Raw genomic sequence first — 22,367 nt, 5'->3', positions numbered from 1 at the left:
CACAGCTACCCGTCTAGTTGCTAATTTTTGATCTTGCTATGATGTTCATCACCTATCAATCGAAGATCAAAAAGGTCTGATATGAATCCCAAAGCATCCTCTAAAGCCCTATTTTTCAACCAGCGTAAGCTCTCGGCTCGCGCTACTCCTTATGTTTTCGCGCTGTATATGGCCACAATTATGGCGTTCTTGATGTCACTCGTGATCACTGCGGCAAACTCCGGTATTGAGATTGATTACCTAAGTAATGCGCTGCACGCCTATAAATTGGCTATGCCAGTGGCATTCCTGTGCATACTCGTCGTTCGCCCCGTTGTGCTCAAACTGGTGTCTTTGACTGTACACCCACATCATTAAGGGCGGCCGCTCAGCGGCCCAATTGATGGGGTGTTGTGGACAACCCTATTGGGTCGACTGTCGCCGGCCGTCACAGGTCGGAGTCGACCCAAAGCGGACCTAACCGGTTTCTGAAGCCATCCAGGTCAAAAAATTATGCAGCTGAGTCGTAAACTCTTTTGGCTTAGCGTACGGGTTCCTTGCCTGGGACAAGAAAAAAGAGATCTGCATTCTCATACACGGGTAATGCTGAACAAACAGCTCGACATGCTCTTCCAGTGTTTGCGGCCACATCAGGTCCTGTTCAGAGCGAAGTACTTGAGTTGAGCAGATGAGCTTGCGCGAGGCTTCGCGTTGCAAGCGTAGCGATTGCGTCGATGTCGCCGCCTGATCGATAAGATCGGCATACCGGGTCAGTACAGATTCGAAGTCACCATTCACGGCAATGGCGATATCACGCGACGGCTTGAACCGGTCGAAGCGCTTAGTCAGATCATTCCCCCACAAGCAACGACAGTGATGCTTGAGCCAATACCCCCAGCTCAATCGTTTGTCAGCCGCCAATACTTCAGAACGACTACCGATGTCGAAATCGATCTTGATGACTTCGGAATGCTGACTTTCCAGCGTGCGCCGTTTCGACTCCAACATTTCCAGATCCTGCGACGCAGGAGGGCTGTGCAGGACAAGGGTCAGGTCCAGGTCGGAAACCCCCGGCACGGCGTCGCCTCTAGCGACGCTGCCATAAAGATAAATCCCGTCCAGCAGAGGTTCCGACCGAGTGAGCGTCATGCAAACATCCGCCAGCAAATCCTGAAACTGTGACTGCACCTCGACATTGGGCACGGTGAGGATATAACCCTCTGCATCAATGCCACTAGGATGGAATCGTTCCATGAAGCCGTCCGTTAGTTGTGTTCAGAGAGGTACTTTAACAGAGCCAATAGTGTCCGCTTTTGGCCGGTTTCTGCCTTCCACGACCGGTAAAAACCGACCCATTATAGACGGTTGACTATTCAAGCTCCGTGCGGGGGAGGGGGAGGTTGTATTCCTTTCAGGAATGCAATACATAAAGATAATGAATTTTTATTATCGCTATTTATGACCTAACTTGATTCAAGGACATGGAGAACCGCCTTGAAATCATTACCTCTCAACCCAGCTGAAAAATTTGATACCACACGGGCCAATGAGTACGGACGACAGAGCCGTATTGCATTAGCAGGGTATGACGCCTGTCACGATCTTGCTGCATGCATGCTGGCGGCAAGCCTCAGCACTACAGGCTCGGCGAAGATACTGGTAGTTGGCGCTGGTGGGACGGCGCAGGAAATCATTGCAATGGCAACCTTGGAGCCCAGTTGGCGCTTCACTGCCGTTGATCCATCCGAGCCAATGCTGGCGGCTGCGAAGCACCAGTTAAAGACGAACGACTTGCTTGAAAGAACGGACATGCATCTTGGACATATTGAAGATCTGGTAGCAGACCAGTCCTACGACGCAGCCACTTTGATCGGCGTCCTGCATCATCTCGAGGGTGATGATGCCAAGCGCCAACTTCTGCATTCCATTCGGGCTCATCTGAAGCCGGGTGCGCCGCTGATTGTCGCAGGAAATCAGTACGCTTATGCCAGCCAACCGCTATTGCTGGCTGCTTGGGGCCAGCGATGGCGGCAGCAAGGTGCCAGCCCGGATGAAGTGAAGGCCAAACTGGGGAAAATCCTCCAGGGCGCTGATCCGCCACATTCTGAGGCGGCGGTTCAAAAACTGTTARACGACGCGGGATTCGGGGACGCCACACGTTTCTTCAGCAGCTTGTTCTGGGGGGCTTGGTTGACGTTCAAAATGGTTTGAAGCTGGACGCGACAGGCAGCTATTGGCCGATTCTGTTGAAAAAGTCGGCCATGGTTTCCACGGCAGAAAAATACGCGCCTGAGATTGAAATCTTTACTTTTGGGCAGAGGCTTCCGGGCTCGGATTTCACGTAGCAGCGTGTAAAAAGGTGTTTTCACCACTCAATATTCAGGCCATTTGGGCGGGCCGACTTTTTCAACAGAATCGGCCGATAGCAGTCTGTCGAATCAGCTTGAGCTTAGCTTGAATGAACACGCAGTCACATTAAACAAGCTCTCCAAAGCCCCCCAAGGAGCAGCCATCGGCAGCTCCTTGGGGATCTCCTTTGTCATTCAGATTGTGCCAGGCATAAAAAACTACCCTCAGGCCTGCGCAACTCATCGAAATGAGCCTGATAGGTGCTTATCGATGACATTCACTCCTCTGAAACCCCTGGGTGCCAAGCAGGACGCGGTGCTTCAACAGGCGGGGTTCCGTCGTGAAACATCGTCTTCAGTTGAGCACGCAGTTCTGGTGAGTCGGTGTGCTTGTGAACACTGACCGCATGCTGCGCGGCGGCCTCGAGCAGTTCGTTTTCAGAGTCTGCGGACAGTGCGATTGAGCAGTGGGAATCGCTCGGAAACTCGCGGCAGTCGATGTATTTACGCGCCATGAATGTTTTCCTCCCTACGACGAAGGCAGGCCGTGGCCTGCGTGAACGATCGCTCGACGCGTCTCCCATACATCAAACACGACTGCATGCCACATCGAGTGTGCCGATCGTTAAAGTATAGGCCCACCGATGTCAGGGTAGTTGTGCCAGACATGGAAAACGGCCGCGCGGAAACAGGGAACAGATCACGATGGCTCGGCATTTACCTGAAATCGTGCTCTGTCCCTTTTTATGCTGGTTACGTGGCAACTACTAATGACTTCACATGGCCGATTGCTGCCTGTAGTGAAGGGCTGCAATCGACCCTGGACAGAGTCGATCAGGCGAGGGCTTGGAAACTCCAGTCCTCGGCTTGGACGACTCGGCAGAATGGCCCTGCCAACGTCGCATTGTGGTGGGCAATGATGGCCTTTGCTTCGAGTGAAGGGGTGTCAGAGCAAGTATGTCCATCGGCGATCAGCACAGCATCGAATCCACAATCGCGGGCAGCCCGGCAAGTACTATCTACACAGTATTGAGTTTTCATTCCTGTAACGACGATGCCATCGCAGTTACGCAGGCGTAGTTGAGCAGCCAGATCTGTCTGGGTAAACGCGTTGGGTCGATATTTTTCAAATATCACTTCGTCACCTCTCAAATCCAATTCCTGGACAAACTCGGTCAGCGGGCTACCACGTTCTATCGGCGACCCGGCTGGGCCCAAATGGCGGGCGAGAAATATGGGCGCGCCCATTTCCCGGGCCTTGCTCATCAGGCGATTTAACGTGTCGACCAGAGATTCACTGCCCCAAGGTTTATCCGGGCCGTGAACGAGTCCTACCTGCATGTCGAGGATCAAGAGTGCGTACATTGTGCGTTTCCTTACGTTTGAGCCAGAAACGCCGGGGCAAAAAAAAGACCCGGTCATTGCTGGCGGGTCTTTGGGGGTTATGCGTTGTTTCAACTCGCACAACCTCTCACGACCCGCCTCGAGCGGTCGTGAAAGTTGTGGTCGATTTGATGCATGGCTTAGTCATGGCGTTGACCATATCTTTGGGGCGCCGGCCGTGCAAGTGAACATCCCGAGAATGAAAGTGATTTCATGGGGCAGCAACGTCCGCTATTGGCTTCTCTGCCGGCCATGGCCACGAAGCAAGCGTTCCTGTAGCCGTTTAACGCGGTACCTGATTTTAATGCTGCACGTTCTTCTTCAGGCTTTCGGGGCTGCCAGCGCATAGACCATCCATCACCAGGTTCATCAATCTGGCGAGACGTGAGCGCCATTCACTCTGGGAATCCATTTGCCATATTCCAGCGATGGCTAGAAAAAAGTCGTCGTTAGTAATCCCGCTACGAATCGTTCCGGCCTTTTCATTAGCCCTCAAAAGCGACTCGGCAGCTGCCTGGACTGGAGCGTATCCCGACTTCCCCGGGAACTCGTAAATAGACGCAGCTTGCTGTATCGCAGTCGCGAGTCCTGCCTTTGTCATTGCATATTCAGCGAGGCAGTCCATCCATTCTCGAAGGGCCTCCTTAGGTGGTTTTGTCGCGAGCAGATATTCCGCCAACGAGGCCACTTGCTGCATTTCGAATTGATAGACCTCGAATACCAGGTTCTCTCTGGTAGGGAAGTGGCGATAAAACGTTCCCTGTCCTACCCCAGCCTTCTTCGCAATCGTACTCAGCGGAACCGCAGGATCGCTAGTCAGCTCTACCACCGCGACCTCCAGTATCCGTTCCCGGTTTTTCCTGGCGTCAGAACGCATCACCAACTCGTCAGTCATGAGCAAAGTTTTCCCTTCATTCTATTGCTAAGCGGACAGTTGTCCGGTACGTTTTTAAAGTGGACAATTGTCCGCTTACGCATCGTTTCTGGAGTTTACTATGAACGGCACTGGCAACACGATTCTGGTTACTGGCGGCACCTCAGGCATCGGCCTTGGTCTGGCACTCAGGCTTCACAAGGCGGGCAACAAAGTAATCATCGCGGGACGTCGCAAGTCTCTGCTCGACAAGATCGTGTCGGAACATCCAGGTCTTGAATCAGTGTTGCTGGACGTCTGCGATCCACAATCCATCCAGCGCAACAGCGAAGCGCTGGCGATCAGCCACCCGAATCTGAACGTTCTCATAAACAACGCAGGCATCATGCATTGGGAGGATCTGACTGATCCGGAAAACCTGAGCACTGCCGAAGATATCGTGACAACGAACTTGCTTGGCACGATTCGCATGGTGTATGCATTTACTCCCCAGCTGATCAAGCAGCCCAGCGCCACGATCATGAACGTCAGTTCAGCGTTGGCATTCGTTCCGCTGCCTGCAACACCGACCTACAGCGCAACCAAAGCCGCAGTTCATTCGTTCACTCAAAGTCTTCGAGTTCAGCTAGAAGCCTCGTCAGTTGAGGTTATCGAACTTGCGCCGCCGGGGGTACGAACCACGTTGCTTGGGCAGGAAAACGACGAACACGCCATGCCCTTGGAGGCGTTTTTGGATGAGATCTTCGAACTGCTCGAGACCTCTCCGACCCCACGCGAACTTGTCGTCGAGCGCGCCAAACCACTACGGTTTGCTGAAGCGAGCGGTTCACATGATGAGGTGCTGAAAATGCTTGCAGGATACAAACCACCGGCAGAATGACGTTTACCGTGTGGGTATCACCTTATGCCGTCCAGGCAGGCAGATTGCTTCTGCCTGCCTCGAGCCCCTGGATGATTGCGCTGCGCAATCTCGTGCCCGAGGGTTTGGCTACCAGCAGAGCACTCTATTAGAGCCTGAAACGCTGGCCGGCGCTGTCGCGACACCTCGTCGCCTGGAAGGAAGAGGTGACTCTTCGATGGATCGCTACGGAGCGGAAAGCGGGCGGCGACGCAGCGGGCGAGTGGGATTGATCAGTTGCTTGCGCATAGGTGGCAACCGGATAAATTACTAAAAAATGTGATGACCGACTCGCTGCCGCATGACCCGGCGCCCGCCTCAAATCACAGGGGCTGTAAGGCATAGTCTACTTGGCCAGATTGGCCATTCGTCGAGGGCAGACGGCATCGGTTGACAGTAGGCATTTCTAGCTGGAATATATAGTGCACTATACAATAGCGAACTATCTAATGAGCTCGAATCGGAAACGGGTGGGTACCCAGCTGTCTTTTTCACTTTATGCGGCGGCAAATCGGGTGGTGCGATTGCACAAACCTTATCTGGAACCGTTGGGCCTAACCTTCCCGCAGTACCTGGTCATCCTGGAGCTTTTAAACGGCTCGCCACTTTCTGTGGGTGCCCTTGGAACCCGCTTGGCGATGGACGCTGGAACCATAACGCCATTGCTGAAACGGCTTGAGGCTGCCGGGCTCGTCACTCGCACACGGGATCCCGCCGACGAGCGCCGCGTGATGATCGACCTGACGCCTGATAGCCGCATGTTGGAAGCCGACATTCGGGGAATCACTAGCAAAATCAAGTCAGCTTGCCAGCTCGATGAGCGGGGTATCGATGAGCTTCGTCAAACACTCGATGCGCTCGGCCATCCAGCAACCGACTGAACGTTTTTACACGTGCTCAAAGAGGAAATCATGACCACTTCAATGGCTAGGTTCGATGCTGATACAGCGCTGGATGACACCCTGCAATTTCAGAAGACGGCCCGTACACGGCGGTCTTTTCGTGGGTTTTTAGACACTCCTGTACCCGATCAGATCATCCAGGAGGTGTTGAAGGATGCCCAGTGCGCTCCCTCCAACTGCAACACCCAGCCGTGGGATGTTCATGTTGTCCGTGGCCAGAAATTGAAAGAGCTTTCGCAAATTCTCCACGCGAAAAATACTGCAGGCGAATTCACCCCAGACTTTTCGTTCGATATGGGGGCTTTTTACGGCCCCTATGGGGATCGCAAGAATGCACAGGGCAAAGCCTACTATGAGGCTATGAACGTTATGCGCGAAGACAAGGAGGGACGGCGGCGAGCGGCAGCCTTGAATTTGTCCTTTTTCAACGCCCCCCAGGCCGTTTTTTTATTCATGCCGGTGTTTGGTGACAATGTTCGAACTGCTGGCGACATTGGCATGTATGGCCAGACTTTCCTGCTGTCGCTTGCTGCCCGAGGGTTAGGCGGCATTCCGCAAACCTCGCTTGGTTTCTATGCAGCTACGATCCGAGAGGCGCTAGGTATTTCTGAAGAAATGAAAATGCTGTTTGGGATGTCATTCGGCTACCCGAACGAGAGCGCTCCAGGCAACCGCATGCATATGGATCGTGTGCCGGTTACCGACAGCGTTACCTTTCATTCTTGAAGAGTCGTATTTTCCTGAGTCAGGCGACATGCGTGCACACCTCAGATCTCCGGGGCTTCGCGACACGCTTGATTCATTCGCACACCCAGCCAAGCAGTAACTTGAATATTGTTTGTAGGTGAAGAGGTTATTGAAATGAAAATCGGAATTATCGGCGCCGGCAACATTGGGGCTACCCTTGCCCGTAAGCTCGCTGCGTGTGGCCATGAAGTCAAACTGGCAAACTCGAAGAGCCCTCAGACCATTCAGAACCTTGCTAGCGAAATCGGCGTACACGCCGTGACCAAGGAAGATGCTGTGTCCGAGGTAGACGTTGTGATCCTCTCGATCCCCTTCGCAAACTACCCTGATCTCAAGCAGACGTTGAGTAACGTTCCCGAGAAAACCGTCGTCATTGACACGTCCAATTACTACCCGGGACGTGACGGGGCGATCAAGGAAGTTGACGACGGCAAGCCCGAGAGCGTTTGGGTAAGCGAGCAGATTGGCCGCCCGGTCGTTAAGGCATGGAATGCCGTCCTCGCAGCTACCCTTGCCGATAAAGGCCAACCAGCCGGGTCTTCAACGCGTATAGCCCTACCTGTAGCTGGGGGGGACACCACCGCTGAGGCAATCGCGCAGGATCTTGTCGAGGATACGGGCTTTATCGCGCTTGCCGCTGGCAACCTTGAAGATTCGTGGCGTCAGCAACCAGGTACACCTGCTTACTGTACCGAGTTGACATTGCCGGAGCTGAAATTGGCGCTGTACGCGGCAGACAAGGCACGGGCGCCACAAAACCGCGACGCACTGATCGCCAGGTTCATGGCTCCCGGCAGTCAGTTTACACATGAGCAAATTGTTGCCACGAATCGTGCAATGACGGCCTGATCACGCAGTTTTAGCAATCGCTCAATCTCAGCGCCAGCTACCCCTCAATAGATATAACTGAAGTGGATGCCGTCAAACGCGATTCAGTCATGCATGGATTCCGCTTCATCCAGGTGATCGATGTGCTTGAAGCGCTCAACCAGAAAGTCGATCAGGCTGCGCACTCGCGCCGACAGGTGTAACTGTTGCGGGTAAACCGCGAAAACATCGGCGCGGGTTGGTGTCTGGTCTTCCAGCACTAATCGCAAGCGGCCACTGCGCACATAGCGGGCGATATCCCATTCTGCTCGCAGCAGAATTCCGTGGCCTTCCAACGCCCAATTCAGGGCCACCTCACCGTCATTGCAGCCCAATGCACCACGGACTTTGATGTTTTGTGTACGCCCACCGTGAGTAAAACTCCACACCCCGTAAGGCGTTTCGTTTTGCCGCAGAAAGATGCAGTTGTGTAGCTGTAAATCCGTGAGGCGTTGCGGCACGCCGTGTTTTTCCAGGTAGAGCGGTGAGGCGCATAACAGGCGACGGTTAGAGGCGATCTTGCGCGCGTGGAATGCCGCGTCGGGCAGGGTGCCGAAACGGATTCCCAGATCGAAACCGTGGGTCGCCAGATCCAGCGGGTGATCGCTGATTTCCAGCTGTATTTCCACCTCCGGGTACTGCGCGAAGAACGCGCCGAGGGCCGGGCCGATGTAACGACGGCCAAAGCCCAGCGACGCGTTGACCCGGATCAGACCTTTAGGTGTAGCCCGACTGCTGTTGATCAACTGCTCGACCTCATCGATCTGCGTCAGGATCCGGGCGGCATGGGAAAAAAGCAGTTCACCTTCTGAGGTCAGACTCATTGAGCGCGTGGTGCGATTCACCAGGCGGATGCCCAATCGAGCCTCCAGCGCGGTGAGACGCTTGCTCACCGCCGGTGGCGTGATGCCCAGCTCTCGCGCGGTCGCGGCGAGGCTGCCTTTGTTGGCCAGAAGGTAAAAAAATGACAAATCCAAGGTTGGGTTCATTCGTAACTCAAAGTTATTTATGTAGTGATTTTGAGTAACTCACACCTATTTGTTCACTACATATACTCCGCTCACACCCTGATTGAACAGCCCGTTCGACAGGCAAAACAAGAACGTTACGAGAGTGGAGTTGACCATGAGCGCATACAAAATTGCAGCGGTACCAGGTGATGGCATCGGTGTTGAAGTGATCGCCGCTGGCGTCGAGGTGCTGCAAGCCCTGTCGAAAAAATCTGGCTTCGACCTGGACTTCAAACATTTCGACTGGAACTCGGATAACTACCTGAAAAACGGTTACTACATTCCTGAAGGGGGTCTGGAAGAACTGAAAACCTTCGACGCGATTTTTTTTGGTGCCGTGGGAGCACTCAACGTACCGGATCACATTTCCCTGTGGGGCTTGCGCCTGCCGATCTGCCAGGGCTTCGATCAGTATGCCAACGTGCGTCCGGCTCGCGTGCTGCCTGGGGTGAAAAGCCCGCTGCTCAATGGTGACCAGATCGACTGGGTGGTGGTGCGGGAAAACTCCGAAGGTGAGTACTCCGGCAACGGCGGTCGTGTGCACCGGGGACTGCCGGAAGAGGTTGCCACTGAAGTGTCGGTATTCACCCGTGCCGGGGTGGAACGTATTCACCGCTTTGCCTTCGAACTGGCGCAAAGCCGCCCACGCAAACACCTGACCATGGTCACCAAGTCCAACGCCCAACGTCATGGCATGGTGTTGTGGGACGAAATTTTCTACGAAGTGGCCAAGGATTTCCCGGACGTCAAAATTGACAAGGAACTGGTCGACGCGATGACTACGCGCATGGTGCTCAAACCCTCCACGCTGGATGTGATCGTCGCCACCAACCTGCACGCTGACATTCTGTCCGATCTGGCAGCCGCGTTATCCGGCAGCCTGGGCATCGCACCGACCGCCAACCTGAACCCGTCGCGCAAATTCCCCTCGATGTTCGAACCGATCCACGGCTCGGCTTTCGACATCACCGGCAAAGGTGTGGCCAACCCGATTGCTACGTTCTGGACGGCGGCGATGATGCTCGAACACCTGGGCGAAGACGCTGCGGCGAAACAGCTGATGTCAGCCATCGAAGCGGTGACCGAAAGCGGTGTGCATACCCCTGATTTGGGTGGTACAGCCACCACCCGCCAGATCACGGATGCGGTCATCGCATTGATCAACCGCTGATATTTTCCAGCGATTCAAAGTAGTACTGCGGCACAACCCCAAGGGGCAGATCGCTGGATCTGACTCCTTGGCATTTCCTGACAACAATAAAAAATCAGGGCCCTGTCATGAAAAGAATATTCGGCAAACTCTATGTGCAAGTGCTGATCGCCGTGATCATCGGCGCCATCGTCGGCGTGGTCGTTCCCGAAACCGGCGCTGCGCTCAAACCCTTGGGCGATGCCTTCATCAAATTGATCAAGATGCTCCTCGCTCCGGTGATCTTCCTGACCGTAGTCACGGGGATCGCCCGCATGGAAAACATGAAGGAACTAGGTCGAGTCGGCTTTCGCGCCTTGCTCTATTTCGAAGTCGTGTCGACGCTGGCGCTGGTGGTCGGCCTGGTGGTGGTCGATGTGTTCAAACCCGGCGCCGGCATGAACATCGATGTTGCTACCCTCGACACTTCCAGCCTGGCCACCTACACCTCGGCCGTGAAACATGCATCGTTCATGGACTTCGTCATGAACATCATTCCCGACACCATCGTGGATGCCTTCGCCAAGGGCAATGTGCTGCAAATCCTGCTGTTTTCCATCCTGTTGGGAATCGCCTTGGCTCATGTGGGGCCACGCGGCAAAGCGTTCGTCGATACGCTGGATAGCCTGATGCAGGGCATGTTTCGTATCGTCAACATGGTCATGCGCCTGGCGCCGATCGGTGCATTCGGTGCCATCGCCTTCACCATCGGCAAGTACGGCTTCGGCTCGCTGTTCTCTCTGGGCAAGCTGATGGCTTGCGTTTACCTGACCTGCGCCGTGTTCGTGATCTTTGTGCTAGGGCCGATCTGCCGCTACAGCGGTTTCAGCCTTTGGAAGTTTTTGAAATTCATCAAGGAAGAGCTGTTCACCGTACTGGGCACCAGCTCTTCGGAGTCAGTACTGCCGCAGATGATCTCGAAGATGGAAAAGGCCGGGGTGTCCAAGCCCGTCGCCGGGATGATCATTCCGTCCGGATTGACCTTCAACCCCGACGGGCAGGCGATCTACTACACCATCGCCGCGATTTTCATCGCCCAAGCGACCAACACGCCGCTGACCCTGACCGATCAGTTGATCGTACTGGCGGTGTTGATGTTTACCTCCAAAGGTTCGGCAGGTGTCACCGGTTCGGGGTTCATCATTTTGGCCGCCACCTTATCTTCCCTGGGCACCATCCCGGTGGCCGGCATGGTGTTGCTGCTGGGTGTCGACCGGTTCATGTCGGAAGCGCGGGCCATTACCAACACCATCGGTAATGGTGTCGGCACCATGGCCATCGCCAAATGGGTAGGGGCGCTGGATACGGTGAAAATGCACAAGGCGCTCAATGGTGAGATCGAAGAACAAAAGCCTGAAATTGTGCAGGCGGAGACTATCTATGTCCCTTCACCGGTGACGGGCAGTCCCTTGCCGTCCAGCCTCAAAAAGGCCTCTCGGGCGTAAGTATGTGGCGCTGAAATTAACGCCATACTTGATCGAGTATTTCGCTCAGAGAGATATGCCGCCTTTAAATCCGGCACGGCTGCACGCGTGGCTCAGCAACGCTCGAGTCTTGGCTGACCAAGTGATTTCGGCTGGAGTACAAAAGGGCCCTTCACAGGCTGTGTGAACACACTCTGGCGAAGGCACCAACAAACGCCCCGACATGTTCGGGGCGTTTGTTTTTGTGCTGGAAAAAAACCTTTCAACCAAATTAACTGAATCTTATAGCGATGCCCTAACCACCAATGGACAATCAACTGGCTGGGCTCCCGATACGTCGAGGGTCTCGATCAGGTGCCGGGCAGCCTTGCGACCGATCTCGTAGTACGGCAGTTGCACCGTGGTCAGCGGCGGGATGAACAGCTCGGCAATACCGATCATGTTGTCGTAGCCGAGCACGGCGACATCGTCGGGAATTTTCAGGCCACGGCCCAACAGCAGCTGATAGGCACAAAAGGCAATGCGGTCGTTGCCACAGATCAGAATGTCGAATTGGGGACGACCCTCAATGATGTGCCGGTCGAGGATGGCTGCGGTTTCACCATAGGCGTCATGATCGGAAAGGTCGTATTGCAGGAGTGCGTCAGGCAACAGCCCGAATGCCTGACAGGCACGTTGCAGACCTTTTTGTCGCAGGTTCCAGGCCAGACTCTGTTTGGGCAGATTGATACACAGAGGACGCCGATAGCCCTGGCTCAACGCGTGATGTACGGCTCGATACTGCCCCGCTTCGTCGTCTGGCACATAACTCACCAGGCGACTGTCATCGGCCAGGCAATTGGCGAGTACCAGGGGTTTGCTCATCAATCGCTCGGGAATGCACACCTGGCGAAACCCCATGGCACTGAAGATCAACCCGTCGGGGCGGTGCGACAACATCAGGTCGATGTTCTGGTCGGTGGGCGGGTTGCTCAACAGGTTAAGGATGAACACATTCCAGCCGGCTTGCTGCGCGGTCTGTTCGATGGACAGCAGCAACTCGACGGCGAACGGTGTGGTCGCGGTGTCCAGCGCGAACACACCGATGGTTCGCGACTGGAGGTTGTCGCCGCGCATCTTGCGCGCCGACAGGCTCGGTACGAATTGCAGTTCATCAATGGCGCGACGCACCCGTAGAAGGGTTTCGGGGCTCAGTTTTTCCGGATTATTGAGCGCTCGAGAAACCGTCATCAGGGACACGCCGGCCAGCTGTGCAACGTCTTTCACTGAAGTCATGCGAGGCGAGCCCGGTCAGGTTGACGCAGAATCATGACACAGGGCCCGGGCTTCTCGCGACTCGAATGACGCTGCTCATAGCCATCCGCCGCTCATAACCATCCAGAATCGAGAGGCCATGCCTTGGGAATCGAGACACGCCCGCCACTCCCGCTGGCAAACAGCTTCACGCCCAGACTGTCGGGCCGCGGATAGAGGCGACTGCTGAGGCTGAAGCGCCCGTTTTCGTCGAACACCTCGATGGACGAGCGATCGAGGAACACACGCAGTTCCAGTCGCTCTTGTGTCGGGTCTATCGACACGCTGCGCTGGCCTGTGACTTGCGCACCAGAGCGGCTGCGGTCAAGCACCAGACGCTGCAACGCCGCATCGTAGTAGAGCAGGGTTTGTTCATGGCCATCGTCGCTGCAGCGCAACGCGATTCCCAGGTGGCCATCGGTGCAGCCGAGTAAATCCAGGTGCACGTGGATTTCGAGCATATCGCCATTCACTTCCGGCACCCACCGGGTTCCCGATTCATCCCACCACGGCGTGCCAGGCAATGGCGCTTTGCGCAGAGCGGTGAGCTCCCGTGCCGGATACACGCAAAGGCGATCGGCGCACAGTTCAAGTTCGCGTGGCAATCCGAGCATGCCGCACCAGTGATGGGCCTGGCTCGGCATCGGGCTTTCCCACATGTCGAGCCACGCCCAGACAAGGCGCCGACCATCGGCGGCCAATAGCGTCTGCGCTGCATAGAAATCGTGGCCGTTATCCAACTCGACGAAAGGCCCGCCAGTGAAGTTCCACTCGTTGTCGAGTCGGCCCACTCGGTAACCAGTCTGGTACTTGTTAAGCCGTTCGTAACCTTGGGATGGCATGCCTTGGGGGGAGTACAGCAGCACATCGCGTCCGTTCAGTCGAAACAGATCCGGGCACTCCCACATATAGCCATCACCCTCCCTGCCGCCGGACACATAGTTAAGGAACTCCCAGGCGTGCAGATCCGTGGAACGGTACAGCGGGAGCAGCGGCATATCGCCCAGACGTGCGCCGGCAATGAGGTACCAATAGTCATCCTCCTTCCATACCTTGGGGTCACGAAAGTGCATGATAGTGTCTTGCGGCGCGGTCTCGATGACGGCGCCATGCTTGACGAACCGGATGCCGTCGCTGCTGGTGGCCAAGCACTGGACTTGACGGATCGAGCGTTCGTCTCCCACGTCCCCCAGCCAGGTGTGGCCGGTGTAGATCAGTGCCAAGGTATCTCCACACACCACTGCGCTACCGGAAAAACATCCGTCACGGTCGAAGTCATCGCCGGGTGCCAGCGCAATGGGCAGGTGCTGCCAATGAACCAGATCGGCACTCTTGGCGTGGCCCCAATACATCGGGCCCCATTTCGCGTCGAAGGGGTAATGCTGATAGAACACGTGATACTCGCCACGAAAGTACACGACCCCGTTAGGGTCGTTCATCCAGCCCACTTGGGGGGCAATATGATAGCCGGGTCGATAATCCTGGATGACGCGAGACAGGCCGTCACTCAGCGCACGCTGCGCAAGGTCAAGGGAAGAAGGCATTGGATCGCTCAGGGTATTCAAAGACAAGGTCATAGGGCGCGTGCTCGTGCCGGGCTTAGAGAGACACCATCCGGCAGGGTTTCAATGGCGTGTGGGTGGCGCTTCAAGGCCGTGCCGTCGGCGTCGAACAGGTGCAGATTGCCGAGCTCCAGCTGTAGCTCGACCTGATCGCCCACCTGCCATCCGGCGTTGACCTCACAACGACAGATCAGTGGCTCGTCCTGACCTGTATCGAGGTGCACATAGGTTTCACTGCCCAGGTATTCGACCCCGGTCACGACGACGCCGGCAGTTCCCTGCGCCGCCTTGAGCGACACGTGTTCCGGGCGAATCCCCAGGCTCAGTGGGGCGTCCACCGCCAGGTTCGAGCTGTCGAAGGGCAGGGCAGTCATACCCAGGACGGGAGTATCGACCAGGCTGGTTTCACCCGGTACATGCAGGCGTGCCGCCAGAAAGTTCATTCTGGGCGAACCGAGAAAACCGGCGACAAAGCGGCTCGCCGGGCGCTCATAGAGTTCGCGCGGTGAGCCGACCTGCTCTACGCGACCGCCATTGAGCACAACAATTTTATCGGCCAGGGTCATCGCTTCCACTTGATCGTGGGTGACGTAGATCATGGTCGAGCCCAGTCGGGCATGCAGCCGGGCGATTTCGTTGCGCATCTGCACCCGCAAGGACGCATCCAGATTGGAGAGCGGTTCATCGAACAACAAGATGTCCGGTTCCCGCGCCATGGCCCTGCCCATGGCCACACGCTGACGCTGCCCTCCAGACAGTTCCTTTGGCTTGCGTTGCAGCAGTTTGTCCAATTGCAGGATTTGCGCCGTTTTCAGCACGCGCTCGCGCAGGCTGGTCTTTTCAGTCTTGGCCAGTTTGAGACCAAAACTGATGTTGTCGTAGACGCTCATGTGCGGGTACAGCGCATAAGACTGAAACACCATGCCGACGCCACGCTCGCGCGGTTCCAGGTCGTTGACCCGACGCCCGTCGATCAGCAGGTCGCCGCCGCAGATCGAATCCAGTCCGGCGATCAGTCGTAGCAGGGTCGATTTTCCGCAGCCCGAAGGGCCAACGAACACCACGAATTCACCCGCCGCGATTTCCAGGCTGACGTCGCGAAGAATCCGTGCGCCGCCCAATTGTTTGTTCACGTTGTCCAGTTTCAATTTGATCACGATGCTGTTCCTTGTCTTTGTTGGGCATCAACCCTTTAACGCGCCGGCAGTGAGGCCGGAAACGATTCGGCGCTGGAAGATCAGCACCAGAATCACCAGTGGGACGGTGACCAGCACCGAGGCGGCCATCAACAATCCCCAAGGCAACTCATGGGGGCTGCCGCCGGAAATCAAGGCGATGGCGACCGGCACCGTGCGTTGGGTGTCGGTGAGGGTGAAGGTCAGGGCAAACAGGAACTCGTTCCACGCTGCGATGAAGGCCAATAAGCCCGTAGTGACCAGTGCGGGCCAGAGCAGCGGCAACAGCACGCGGGTCAGCGTGACCCATGGGGACGCGCCATCCATGATTGCCGCTTCTTCCAGTTCATGAGGCAATTGCCCCATGAAGGTGGTCAGCACCCAGACGGTGAAGGGCAGGGTGAAAATCGTGTAGCTCAGGATCAACGCCCAAGACGTGTTGTACAGGCCCAGGGCGCGGATCACCTCGAACAGCCCCGACAACACCGCGACCTGAGGAAACATCGACACACCAAGAACCATCATCAACACCGTGCCACGCCCACGAAACTTCACCCGGCCCAAGGCATAGGCGGCGGTCACACTGAGGAACAGCGCCAGCGTTACCACGCACAGCGCAACCACCAGCGAGTTACCGATAGCCCGCAGGAATGAGGCTTGATGGAGTACCGCTGCGTAATTGGAGAAGTCGGGGTTATCGATCCAGTAGCTCACCTCGAACAAGGCGCTGGACGGCTTCAGCGAAGTCACGATGGCGTAGTAGAAAGGGAAGACCGCATACAGCAGCAATACCCCGATCAGACACCAGAACCCGAGGCGCAACAGCGCTTTTTTCAGTAGACGCGGGCTCATGACCGGACCTCCAGTTGACGGCGTCCGAGGTAGAGGTAAAGCATGGCGATGACCGCAACCACCAGAAACAGCAGCGTCGACGCCGCGCTGCCGTAACCGACGTCCTGGAACTCCACCAGGTGCTGGCGGGCATAGACCGACATGCTCATGGTGCTCGACGAGTTCGAGGTCAGCACATAGATGACGTCGAACACCCGCAACGAGTCGAGGATGCGGAAGATCGCCGCCACCAACAATGCAGGCATCAGCAGGGGAAGGGTGACACGCCAGAACACTTTCAGCGGATGAATGCCATCGACCCTGGCGGCTTCATAGCAATCGCTCGGCAACATCTGCAAGGCCGCCAGCATCAGCAGCGTGACAAAAGGGACGGTCTTCCAGACATCGACGATGATCACCGCCCACATCGACAGGTCCGCATCGGCCGTCCAGGCCAGGGGCGCGTCAATCAGGCCGACGCTCAGCATCATGTGATTGATGATGCCGAACTGGTCGTTAAGCATCCATGACCAGATCTTCGCCGAGACAATCGTCGGAATCGCCCAGGGAATCAGAATCAACGCACGCACCAAAGAGCGTCCGGTGAACTTGATGTTCAGCAGCAACGCCACCAGCAGTCCCAGTACGACTTCCAGTCCTACCGACACCACGGTGAAATGCAAGGTGTTGCGCACAGCGTTCCACCATTGAGGATCGACCAGGATGCCCGACCAGCTGGAACCGTTGTGGAACAGATAATTGCTCAAGCCGACGAAGGCTCCGCCACTCGTATCCGACAGGCTCGCGTCGGTCAGGCTGAACCAGAATGTGCGCAGCAGCGGCCAGGCTGCCACCAGGGCCAGACACAACAGCATCGGTGTCAAAAACAGCCAGGCAGCGCGTACTCGGCGACGTTGTACGGGCGTTTCCCTGGTGAGCAGAAGCTCCTCACAGGGGACATGGGTAGAAGAGACAGACATGGTGATTTCCTTCCTTGTGGCTTACCAGTTCCGGCGTTTGATGCGCGTGAGTTCGCTTTCCAGTTCGGCCAGCGCCTGATCGACAGGCAACTCGCCCGCCAGCACGCCATGCACTCGATCGAAGAACGCATTGGAGACCCTTGGATAGCGATCGGCAGTGATTGAGGCGGGGCGCATGACCCCATCGTTGAGAATGCTGTGCAGCTGAGCGTAATAAGGCATTGCCGCGAGCAATTCGGGATCTTGATACAGCGACTCGATAACCGGGTTATAGGCGCCTATCAGGGCACGACGTTTCTGCTCTTGGGCACGGGTCAGGTAGCTCACCAGCTCGGCGGCAAGTTTTGGATGGGCGCTGTAACGCGATACCGCCAGACCCCAGCCACCGAGGGTGGATGCATGGCTGCCGGTCTCGCCGCCGCGGGGCAGGGGGGCGACCCCAACCTTATCCTTTACTGCACTGTCCTGGCTTTGAACCAGGGCCCAGACATAAGGCCAGTTACGCATGAACAGCGCATTTCCCGACTGGAATACGCCACGGCCTTCCTCCTCGGTGTAATTGAGTACCCCACGCGGGGAGATGTCTCCCACCCAGCTTTTCGCCAGGGTCAAAGCCGTTCTTGAGGCCTGACTGTTGACCACGATGTCGCCTCGTGGATTGACCAGTCCACCTTCCGGTTGGCTGCTGATCCACTCCAGCGCATTACACGTCAGGCCTTCGTAAGCGCGCCCTTGAAAGATGTAACCCCATGCATTGGGGTTCCCGGCAGTGCGCTCGGCCTGTTGAATATTCCTGGCGGTAGCGGTCATTTCCTCCCACGTCTGGGGAACCTGCTGGTTGTATTTCTCGAGCAAGTCCTTGCGGTAATACAGCAGGCCCGAGTCGGTGAACCACGGCATCGTCACCAGCCGTCCGTTCACCGTGGCGTTATCCACCTGTGCCTGGAAGTAGCCCTGGGTCGCATTGGCAGGAAGCACCTCGCGCAGATCCATCAGATGTTTGGCCAGCATCCCCGGCCACACCATGTCGATTTGAATGATGTCGATGTCGCTGGACTGCGCACTGAGGATCTGTTGGTAGAACGACAACCTCTCGGTTGCCGAGTTAGGTGTTGAGACCACCTCGACGTGGTTGCCGGTCTGTTTCGACCACGCCTCGACAGCCTCTTTGCAGAGTTGTAATTCCGCACCCACCGCGCCGCAGGAGATCGTCAAATCAGCTGCGTTCGAGAGGGATGGAAGCCCGGCACAAAGGGTGAGCAGTGCTGCTGGAAGAAGAGATTTAAGCTGTTTCATAAAGCCCTCTTTATTTTTGTTTTTAGAAAAGTTAACGTTAACATCGCCAAATGTAGCAGCGTATTCGCGATGAGGCATCCTTTTTTTCGTCGATTGCGACAATTCGCAACTCAAGAAAAATGGCCGGTCGCGGAAACTAGACAATAAAAACAAAACAGGAAATCCACATGCAGAAAGCATCAAGCTGGCTACTCGCAGGCGTGCTCGGTACCTCGGCGGTAACCTCTCAGGCCGCGACTCTGGAAGAACGCATGGCCGCGTTTGAAGCCCGTACCAGCGCAGCGGAGAAGCGTGCAGCCGCGGCCGAACAGCAAACCCAGGCACTTGCCAGGGAATTGCAGCAGATCAAACTCGCCACTGCTCCCTTGCCGCCCGCCGCGTCTACTGCGGCAGTAATTTCGGCGCCCGCTTTGGATACCCGAGTGGCAAAACTCGAAGCCCGTCAGCAAAGCCTGGAGAAAGAGGGCAGTACCGGACACCTCACTGATGGGTTCAGCTTCAACGGCTACGCCCGCTCCGGATTGCTGATCAACGATCGGCTGGGTGGTGGTCGTGGCGGCCCTTATGAAACTCCTGCCGGTTCAGTCGGTGGTGCAGTCGGGCGACTCGGTAACGAGGACGACACCTACATGCGTATAGACCTGTCGAAAGAAATCTATGCGCAAAACGGCACCCGTTCCAAATTCACGGTCTCCATCGCCGATGGTGTGGAAAGTTCCAATGACTGGACGGCCGACGAAAGCAAACTGAACGTGCGCCAGGTATTCACAGCGCTTGACCATGTCGCTGCGTTCAAGGGCAATTCAGTGTTCGAGAACGCCACCCTGTGGGCAGGCAAGCGATTCGATAGAGATAATTTCGATATCCACTGGCTGGACTCGGACGTTGTCTATCTGGCCGGCACCGGGGGTGGAATCTACGATATGCAGATGAACAAGAATTGGCGTTCGAACTACTCTTTGATCGGGCGTAACTACGGGGATTTCAGTCAAGGCGATCTTAGTGCCGATGTGGAAAGCTACATCCTGACCTCCAACCAGTTCTTCGAGGATGGTCAGTGGCAGTGGATGTTCAATGCCATCGGCGCAAAGAAAAACGATTTCGCTACCCGCACCAATGCGGCGGGTTTGACGCCTGCGGATTCCGGCTTGCACAGCATGCTGGCCAATCACCAGAAAAACTTTTTCGGCAGAGAAGGCTTCTTCAAAACGGCGCTGCTCTATGGGCAAGGTCTGGGAGCCGAGGTCAAGAACGTCGGCTCGGATGGTGAACTGATTGATGATGCCCGCGCTCTGCGTCTGGCACTTTACGGTGAGACACCCCTTGCGCCTGACTGGCGTATCGGCCCCAGCTTGCTGGCCGAACAGAGCAAGGATAGATACGTCAAGGGTGACGACTACCGCTGGCTGACCCTGAACGTGCGATTGGCCAATAAAATCAACAGCAACTTCGAGATGGCCTACGAAATAAGCTGGCAAACCATGAACCTCGACCCGAAGGACTATCTACAGCGTAATGCGGTCGACGGTAACTTTTGGAAATTCACTGTCGCCCCGACATTCAAACCTGACGTTGGAGATCTTCTCACACGTCCCGAATTGCGAGTGTTCGCAAGCTTCATGAACTGGTCTTCGGATCTGGACAAGTTCAGTACCACAGACTCCTTTGGCATGACGGACTTCAAAGCCGGAGGTGTATGGCAATACGGTATACAGATGGAAACCTGGTTTTAATATTTGAACGGGTCCGGCCAACACGCCTTCAGCGCACCTGTCGGCAGTTCCCTACGACAAAATATTGAGGAAATGACGATGGTATTGCCTCGCGCAGTAGTGTTTGGCGAAGCCCTGACCGATCTTGTCCAAGGCACTCCTGGACAGTGGAAGGGCTACCCGGGTGGTGCTCCCTGGAACGTTGCACGAGCGCTAAGTCGCTTGGGTGTCAGCAGCGCTTTTGCTGGGGCGGTGAGTATGGATTCTCTGGGTGACGAGATAGTTTCGCAGTCGGAAGCGGCAGCATTGGATATGAGGTTTATCCAACGGGTAGACCGAGATCCTTTGGTCGCCATCGTTCCATCGAGCCGTCCTCCAAGATACTTTTTTGCTGGAGATGCCGATCTGTTTTTTGATCCGGATCTGATGCCCGAAGGATGGATCAACCAAGCAGAGCTGTGTCATTTCAGCTGCATCAGTTTGGCCCGACAGCCACTCGCAGACAAGCTGGTTAAAATTGCTCAGCAGGCCAAAAAAGCCGGTAAACGGATTAGCTATGATCCGAACTGGCGCAATTTAATGGATAGCCATTATCGGGAGCAGACCTTCCCTACGATGACCACCCTTGCTGACATGATCAAGCTTTCCGATGAAGACCTTCGGCAAATTTATCCAGGGCTGACAGAACACCAGGCAATGGATGAGCTTCGCGCTCTTAATCCTCAGGCGCAGATCCTTTTTACCCGAGGAGAACACGGGATGATTCTCCACACCCCGGACAGCCAACTCGATCAGCCGGCGATTGCCGTGAAGGTGGAAGACACGGTTGGAGCAGGAGACGCTTGTATGGCTGGTTGGCTGGCTGCGCAGTTGCTGGGGATCGCGGACTTGAGAGAACGCCTGCAATTTTCAGCGGCTTGCGCATCCATATCTTGCCGCCATGCCGGAGCCCATGCTCCAGCGCTAGCTGATGTGGAGGGTTTGCTGCAGCTGCTGAAACATACTTGACCATGGTTGCCGGCGCCGAGGAGCTGTCTAAGTAAAAAGACGCGGCACCGCCCCTGACCATAAGCGTTGCTGGCTCGGGGTTCTGGGGCTCAATGATTACGCACGAGCGAAAGTTGCTCGGTATGTGCGTTGAGATCATTGCGCAGGTTGGCGAGCATACTCTCTATTGCACGATTGCTGTTGAGCTCGGAACAGGAGATGCCGGTAGAGAAAAGATCTATCCGGCCTGTCTCTGGACTGTAGATACGAACAGTAAGACAGTTGTCAGATGAAACTGAGCATGCGCAATACATCGGGAGAAAGCTTCTCTCGACCAGGTATCGAAGCTCTAGACTGGAAAGCATGGTGGCTACCCTCAACAGGAGCCAACCAAGAGACTCATGCTATAGCGCGTAAAATCAGGAGCGTGTAACGATTACACGCTAGATCACCTTACCCTTGACCTTGGCGGAGAAGGTTACTTTTCAGTCTATGCTTTATCCGGCACCGACCGTTAGATCGTTTGGCAGCAGCCTGCAATCGGCTAGACAGAATCATCAGGGGGTGCAATATGCGCCTGATCACACCCGCGCGGGGCTTTTCGTATCTGCGACATGCTTTTCACGAAACGCTCACGGAATGGAGTGCAGATTGAACGAACAAAAGGATTTGACCCCGTACAGAAAGCCCGCCACTGAGCGTAATGCTGTTCACTTAAGTATTTGAGTCCCAGCCGGGCTTCCCCGAAAATCCGATGCCAGACCTCTGGCATCGGATTTTTTATGTCTGTTCAACAGGACCTGCTCGACCTCGGCGACCTTTTCAACTTTTGCGACCTGAGCACCTTCACCCAAAACATCCCGATTGAGTGGGTAGCGTCTGCGCTGGATCTATCCAGTCAGGCCACCAT

At 55.8% G+C, this 22,367-nt stretch carries 22 protein-coding genes; 10 read left to right on the top strand and 12 right to left on the bottom strand.

Annotated features, from left to right (window positions below):
* Positions 1-81: 81 nt before the first annotated feature.
* On the top strand, positions 82-357 hold the full coding sequence (locus AC1DXW_RS23565) for a DUF2798 domain-containing protein (protein WP_477757120.1): 276 nt from the start codon (positions 82-84) through the stop codon (positions 355-357).
* 99 nt (positions 358-456) lie between these two features.
* On the opposite strand, the gene AC1DXW_RS23560 is transcribed toward AC1DXW_RS23565, so the two are convergent.
* Entirely contained in the window at positions 457-1,233 is a 777-nt protein-coding gene (locus AC1DXW_RS23560; RefSeq protein WP_477760521.1) for a nucleotidyltransferase domain-containing protein, read from the bottom strand.
* Between the two features lie 240 nt (positions 1,234-1,473).
* Here AC1DXW_RS23560 and AC1DXW_RS23555 point away from each other — a divergent pair, with 240 nt between their 5' ends.
* On the top strand, positions 1,474-2,190 hold the full coding sequence (locus AC1DXW_RS23555; RefSeq protein ID WP_477760520.1) for a class I SAM-dependent methyltransferase: 717 nt from the start codon (positions 1,474-1,476) through the stop codon (positions 2,188-2,190).
* Positions 2,191-2,605: 415 nt separating this feature from the next.
* Here AC1DXW_RS23555 and AC1DXW_RS23550 read toward each other — a convergent pair whose 3' ends face one another.
* The 3 genes from AC1DXW_RS23550 to AC1DXW_RS23540 form a co-directional block, all read right to left on the bottom strand.
* Entirely contained in the window at positions 2,606-2,842 is a 237-nt protein-coding gene (locus tag AC1DXW_RS23550) for a DUF1059 domain-containing protein (RefSeq protein ID WP_477757065.1), read from the bottom strand.
* Between the two features lie 319 nt (positions 2,843-3,161).
* Positions 3,162-3,692, bottom strand: a complete 531-nt coding sequence (locus AC1DXW_RS23545) for a cysteine hydrolase family protein (protein ID WP_477760519.1) — start codon at positions 3,690-3,692, stop codon at positions 3,162-3,164.
* Between the two features lie 319 nt (positions 3,693-4,011).
* Complete coding sequence (locus AC1DXW_RS23540) at positions 4,012-4,605, bottom strand: TetR/AcrR family transcriptional regulator (RefSeq protein ID WP_477756655.1); 594 nt, start codon at positions 4,603-4,605, stop codon at positions 4,012-4,014.
* A 100-nt stretch (positions 4,606-4,705) separates the two neighbouring features.
* Between AC1DXW_RS23540 and AC1DXW_RS23535 the strand changes: the two genes are divergently transcribed.
* The 4 genes from AC1DXW_RS23535 (at position 4,706) to AC1DXW_RS23520 (ending at position 7,980) form a co-directional block, all read left to right on the top strand.
* Positions 4,706-5,464, top strand: coding sequence for an SDR family oxidoreductase (locus AC1DXW_RS23535; RefSeq protein WP_477756654.1), 759 nt, complete (start codon positions 4,706-4,708; stop codon positions 5,462-5,464).
* Between the two features lie 467 nt (positions 5,465-5,931).
* Positions 5,932-6,363, top strand: coding sequence for a MarR family winged helix-turn-helix transcriptional regulator (locus tag AC1DXW_RS23530; RefSeq protein ID WP_477756653.1), 432 nt, complete (start codon positions 5,932-5,934; stop codon positions 6,361-6,363).
* 30 nt (positions 6,364-6,393) lie between these two features.
* Positions 6,394-7,110, top strand: coding sequence for a nitroreductase (locus AC1DXW_RS23525; protein ID WP_477760518.1), 717 nt, complete (start codon positions 6,394-6,396; stop codon positions 7,108-7,110).
* 108 nt (positions 7,111-7,218) lie between these two features.
* Positions 7,219-7,980 (top strand): NADPH-dependent F420 reductase, encoded by a 762-nt coding sequence (locus AC1DXW_RS23520; RefSeq protein WP_477760517.1) that lies wholly within the window; start codon positions 7,219-7,221, stop codon positions 7,978-7,980.
* An 83-nt stretch (positions 7,981-8,063) separates the two neighbouring features.
* Here AC1DXW_RS23520 and AC1DXW_RS23515 read toward each other — a convergent pair whose 3' ends face one another.
* Positions 8,064-8,987 carry a LysR family transcriptional regulator gene (locus AC1DXW_RS23515; RefSeq protein ID WP_477756404.1) on the bottom strand — a complete coding sequence of 308 codons (924 nt, stop codon included), beginning with the start codon at positions 8,985-8,987 and terminating at the stop codon, positions 8,064-8,066.
* A 136-nt stretch (positions 8,988-9,123) separates the two neighbouring features.
* Here AC1DXW_RS23515 and AC1DXW_RS23510 point away from each other — a divergent pair, with 136 nt between their 5' ends.
* Both AC1DXW_RS23510 and AC1DXW_RS23505 read left to right on the top strand, forming a co-directional pair.
* Positions 9,124-10,179: a tartrate dehydrogenase gene (locus tag AC1DXW_RS23510; protein WP_477756403.1), complete on the top strand. Its 1,056-nt coding sequence runs from the start codon at positions 9,124-9,126 to the stop codon at positions 10,177-10,179.
* A gap of 107 nt (positions 10,180-10,286) precedes the next feature.
* Complete coding sequence (locus AC1DXW_RS23505) at positions 10,287-11,642, top strand: dicarboxylate/amino acid:cation symporter (protein WP_477760516.1); 1,356 nt, start codon at positions 10,287-10,289, stop codon at positions 11,640-11,642.
* A 261-nt stretch (positions 11,643-11,903) separates the two neighbouring features.
* On the opposite strand, the gene AC1DXW_RS23500 is transcribed toward AC1DXW_RS23505, so the two are convergent.
* The 6 genes from AC1DXW_RS23500 to AC1DXW_RS23475 form a co-directional block, all read right to left on the bottom strand.
* Positions 11,904-12,896, bottom strand: coding sequence for a LacI family DNA-binding transcriptional regulator (locus AC1DXW_RS23500; protein ID WP_477755234.1), 993 nt, complete (start codon positions 12,894-12,896; stop codon positions 11,904-11,906).
* A gap of 92 nt (positions 12,897-12,988) precedes the next feature.
* Positions 12,989-14,491: a glycoside hydrolase family 32 protein gene (locus tag AC1DXW_RS23495; protein ID WP_477755233.1), complete on the bottom strand. Its 1,503-nt coding sequence runs from the start codon at positions 14,489-14,491 to the stop codon at positions 12,989-12,991.
* Complete coding sequence (locus AC1DXW_RS23490) at positions 14,488-15,633, bottom strand: ABC transporter ATP-binding protein (protein WP_477755232.1); 1,146 nt, start codon at positions 15,631-15,633, stop codon at positions 14,488-14,490. Before AC1DXW_RS23490 ends, AC1DXW_RS23495 begins: the two co-directional genes overlap by 4 nt.
* A 27-nt stretch (positions 15,634-15,660) precedes the next feature.
* Positions 15,661-16,503 (bottom strand): carbohydrate ABC transporter permease, encoded by an 843-nt coding sequence (locus tag AC1DXW_RS23485; RefSeq protein WP_108228924.1) that lies wholly within the window; start codon positions 16,501-16,503, stop codon positions 15,661-15,663.
* A complete protein-coding gene (locus tag AC1DXW_RS23480) occupies positions 16,500-17,462 on the bottom strand; it encodes a carbohydrate ABC transporter permease (protein WP_477755231.1) in 963 nt (320 codons plus the stop codon). Before AC1DXW_RS23480 ends, AC1DXW_RS23485 begins: the two co-directional genes overlap by 4 nt.
* 21 nt (positions 17,463-17,483) lie before the next feature.
* On the bottom strand, positions 17,484-18,758 hold the full coding sequence (locus tag AC1DXW_RS23475) for an ABC transporter substrate-binding protein (RefSeq protein ID WP_477755236.1): 1,275 nt from the start codon (positions 18,756-18,758) through the stop codon (positions 17,484-17,486).
* 167 nt (positions 18,759-18,925) lie between these two features.
* Here AC1DXW_RS23475 and AC1DXW_RS23470 point away from each other — a divergent pair, with 167 nt between their 5' ends.
* The gene (locus AC1DXW_RS23470; RefSeq protein WP_477760515.1) at positions 18,926-20,491 is read left to right on the top strand and encodes a carbohydrate porin; all 1,566 of its coding nucleotides are present in this window, start codon (positions 18,926-18,928) and stop codon (positions 20,489-20,491) included.
* A 78-nt stretch (positions 20,492-20,569) separates the two neighbouring features.
* Positions 20,570-21,478, top strand: coding sequence for a carbohydrate kinase family protein (locus AC1DXW_RS23465; protein ID WP_477755229.1), 909 nt, complete (start codon positions 20,570-20,572; stop codon positions 21,476-21,478).
* A gap of 89 nt (positions 21,479-21,567) precedes the next feature.
* Here the strand turns inward: AC1DXW_RS23465 and AC1DXW_RS23460 are convergent, their stop codons facing one another.
* Positions 21,568-21,822 (bottom strand): DUF1652 domain-containing protein, encoded by a 255-nt coding sequence (locus AC1DXW_RS23460; RefSeq protein WP_477755228.1) that lies wholly within the window; start codon positions 21,820-21,822, stop codon positions 21,568-21,570.
* Positions 21,823-22,367 lie beyond the last annotated feature (545 nt).

This window comes from Pseudomonas sp. P4_C4 (genome assembly GCF_056402055.1).
This window is presented reverse-complemented; position numbering and strand designations above follow the sequence as displayed.

What these genes read in the sequence shown, in the direction of transcription:
- AC1DXW_RS23565 (WP_477757120.1), top strand. Translation starts at nt 82, where the DNA reads ATGAATCCCAAAGCATCCTCTAAAGCCCTATTTTTCAACCAGCGTAAG.
- AC1DXW_RS23560 (WP_477760521.1), bottom strand. Translation starts at nt 1,233, where the DNA reads ATGGAACGATTCCATCCTAGTGGCATTGATGCAGAGGGTTATATCCTC.
- AC1DXW_RS23550 (WP_477757065.1), bottom strand. Translation starts at nt 2,842, where the DNA reads ATGGCGCGTAAATACATCGACTGCCGCGAGTTTCCGAGCGATTCCCAC.
- AC1DXW_RS23545 (WP_477760519.1), bottom strand. Translation starts at nt 3,692, where the DNA reads ATGTACGCACTCTTGATCCTCGACATGCAGGTAGGACTCGTTCACGGC.
- AC1DXW_RS23540 (WP_477756655.1), bottom strand. Translation starts at nt 4,605, where the DNA reads ATGACTGACGAGTTGGTGATGCGTTCTGACGCCAGGAAAAACCGGGAA.
- AC1DXW_RS23535 (WP_477756654.1), top strand. Translation starts at nt 4,706, where the DNA reads ATGAACGGCACTGGCAACACGATTCTGGTTACTGGCGGCACCTCAGGC.
- AC1DXW_RS23530 (WP_477756653.1), top strand. Translation starts at nt 5,932, where the DNA reads ATGAGCTCGAATCGGAAACGGGTGGGTACCCAGCTGTCTTTTTCACTT.
- AC1DXW_RS23525 (WP_477760518.1), top strand. Translation starts at nt 6,394, where the DNA reads ATGACCACTTCAATGGCTAGGTTCGATGCTGATACAGCGCTGGATGAC.
- AC1DXW_RS23515 (WP_477756404.1), bottom strand. Translation starts at nt 8,987, where the DNA reads ATGAACCCAACCTTGGATTTGTCATTTTTTTACCTTCTGGCCAACAAA.
- AC1DXW_RS23510 (WP_477756403.1), top strand. Translation starts at nt 9,124, where the DNA reads ATGAGCGCATACAAAATTGCAGCGGTACCAGGTGATGGCATCGGTGTT.
- AC1DXW_RS23505 (WP_477760516.1), top strand. Translation starts at nt 10,287, where the DNA reads ATGAAAAGAATATTCGGCAAACTCTATGTGCAAGTGCTGATCGCCGTG.
- AC1DXW_RS23500 (WP_477755234.1), bottom strand. Translation starts at nt 12,896, where the DNA reads ATGACTTCAGTGAAAGACGTTGCACAGCTGGCCGGCGTGTCCCTGATG.
- AC1DXW_RS23495 (WP_477755233.1), bottom strand. Translation starts at nt 14,491, where the DNA reads ATGACCTTGTCTTTGAATACCCTGAGCGATCCAATGCCTTCTTCCCTT.
- AC1DXW_RS23485 (WP_108228924.1), bottom strand. Translation starts at nt 16,503, where the DNA reads ATGAGCCCGCGTCTACTGAAAAAAGCGCTGTTGCGCCTCGGGTTCTGG.
- AC1DXW_RS23480 (WP_477755231.1), bottom strand. Translation starts at nt 17,462, where the DNA reads ATGTCTGTCTCTTCTACCCATGTCCCCTGTGAGGAGCTTCTGCTCACC.
- AC1DXW_RS23475 (WP_477755236.1), bottom strand. Translation starts at nt 18,758, where the DNA reads ATGAAACAGCTTAAATCTCTTCTTCCAGCAGCACTGCTCACCCTTTGT.
- AC1DXW_RS23470 (WP_477760515.1), top strand. Translation starts at nt 18,926, where the DNA reads ATGCAGAAAGCATCAAGCTGGCTACTCGCAGGCGTGCTCGGTACCTCG.
- AC1DXW_RS23465 (WP_477755229.1), top strand. Translation starts at nt 20,570, where the DNA reads ATGGTATTGCCTCGCGCAGTAGTGTTTGGCGAAGCCCTGACCGATCTT.
- AC1DXW_RS23460 (WP_477755228.1), bottom strand. Translation starts at nt 21,822, where the DNA reads ATGCTTTCCAGTCTAGAGCTTCGATACCTGGTCGAGAGAAGCTTTCTC.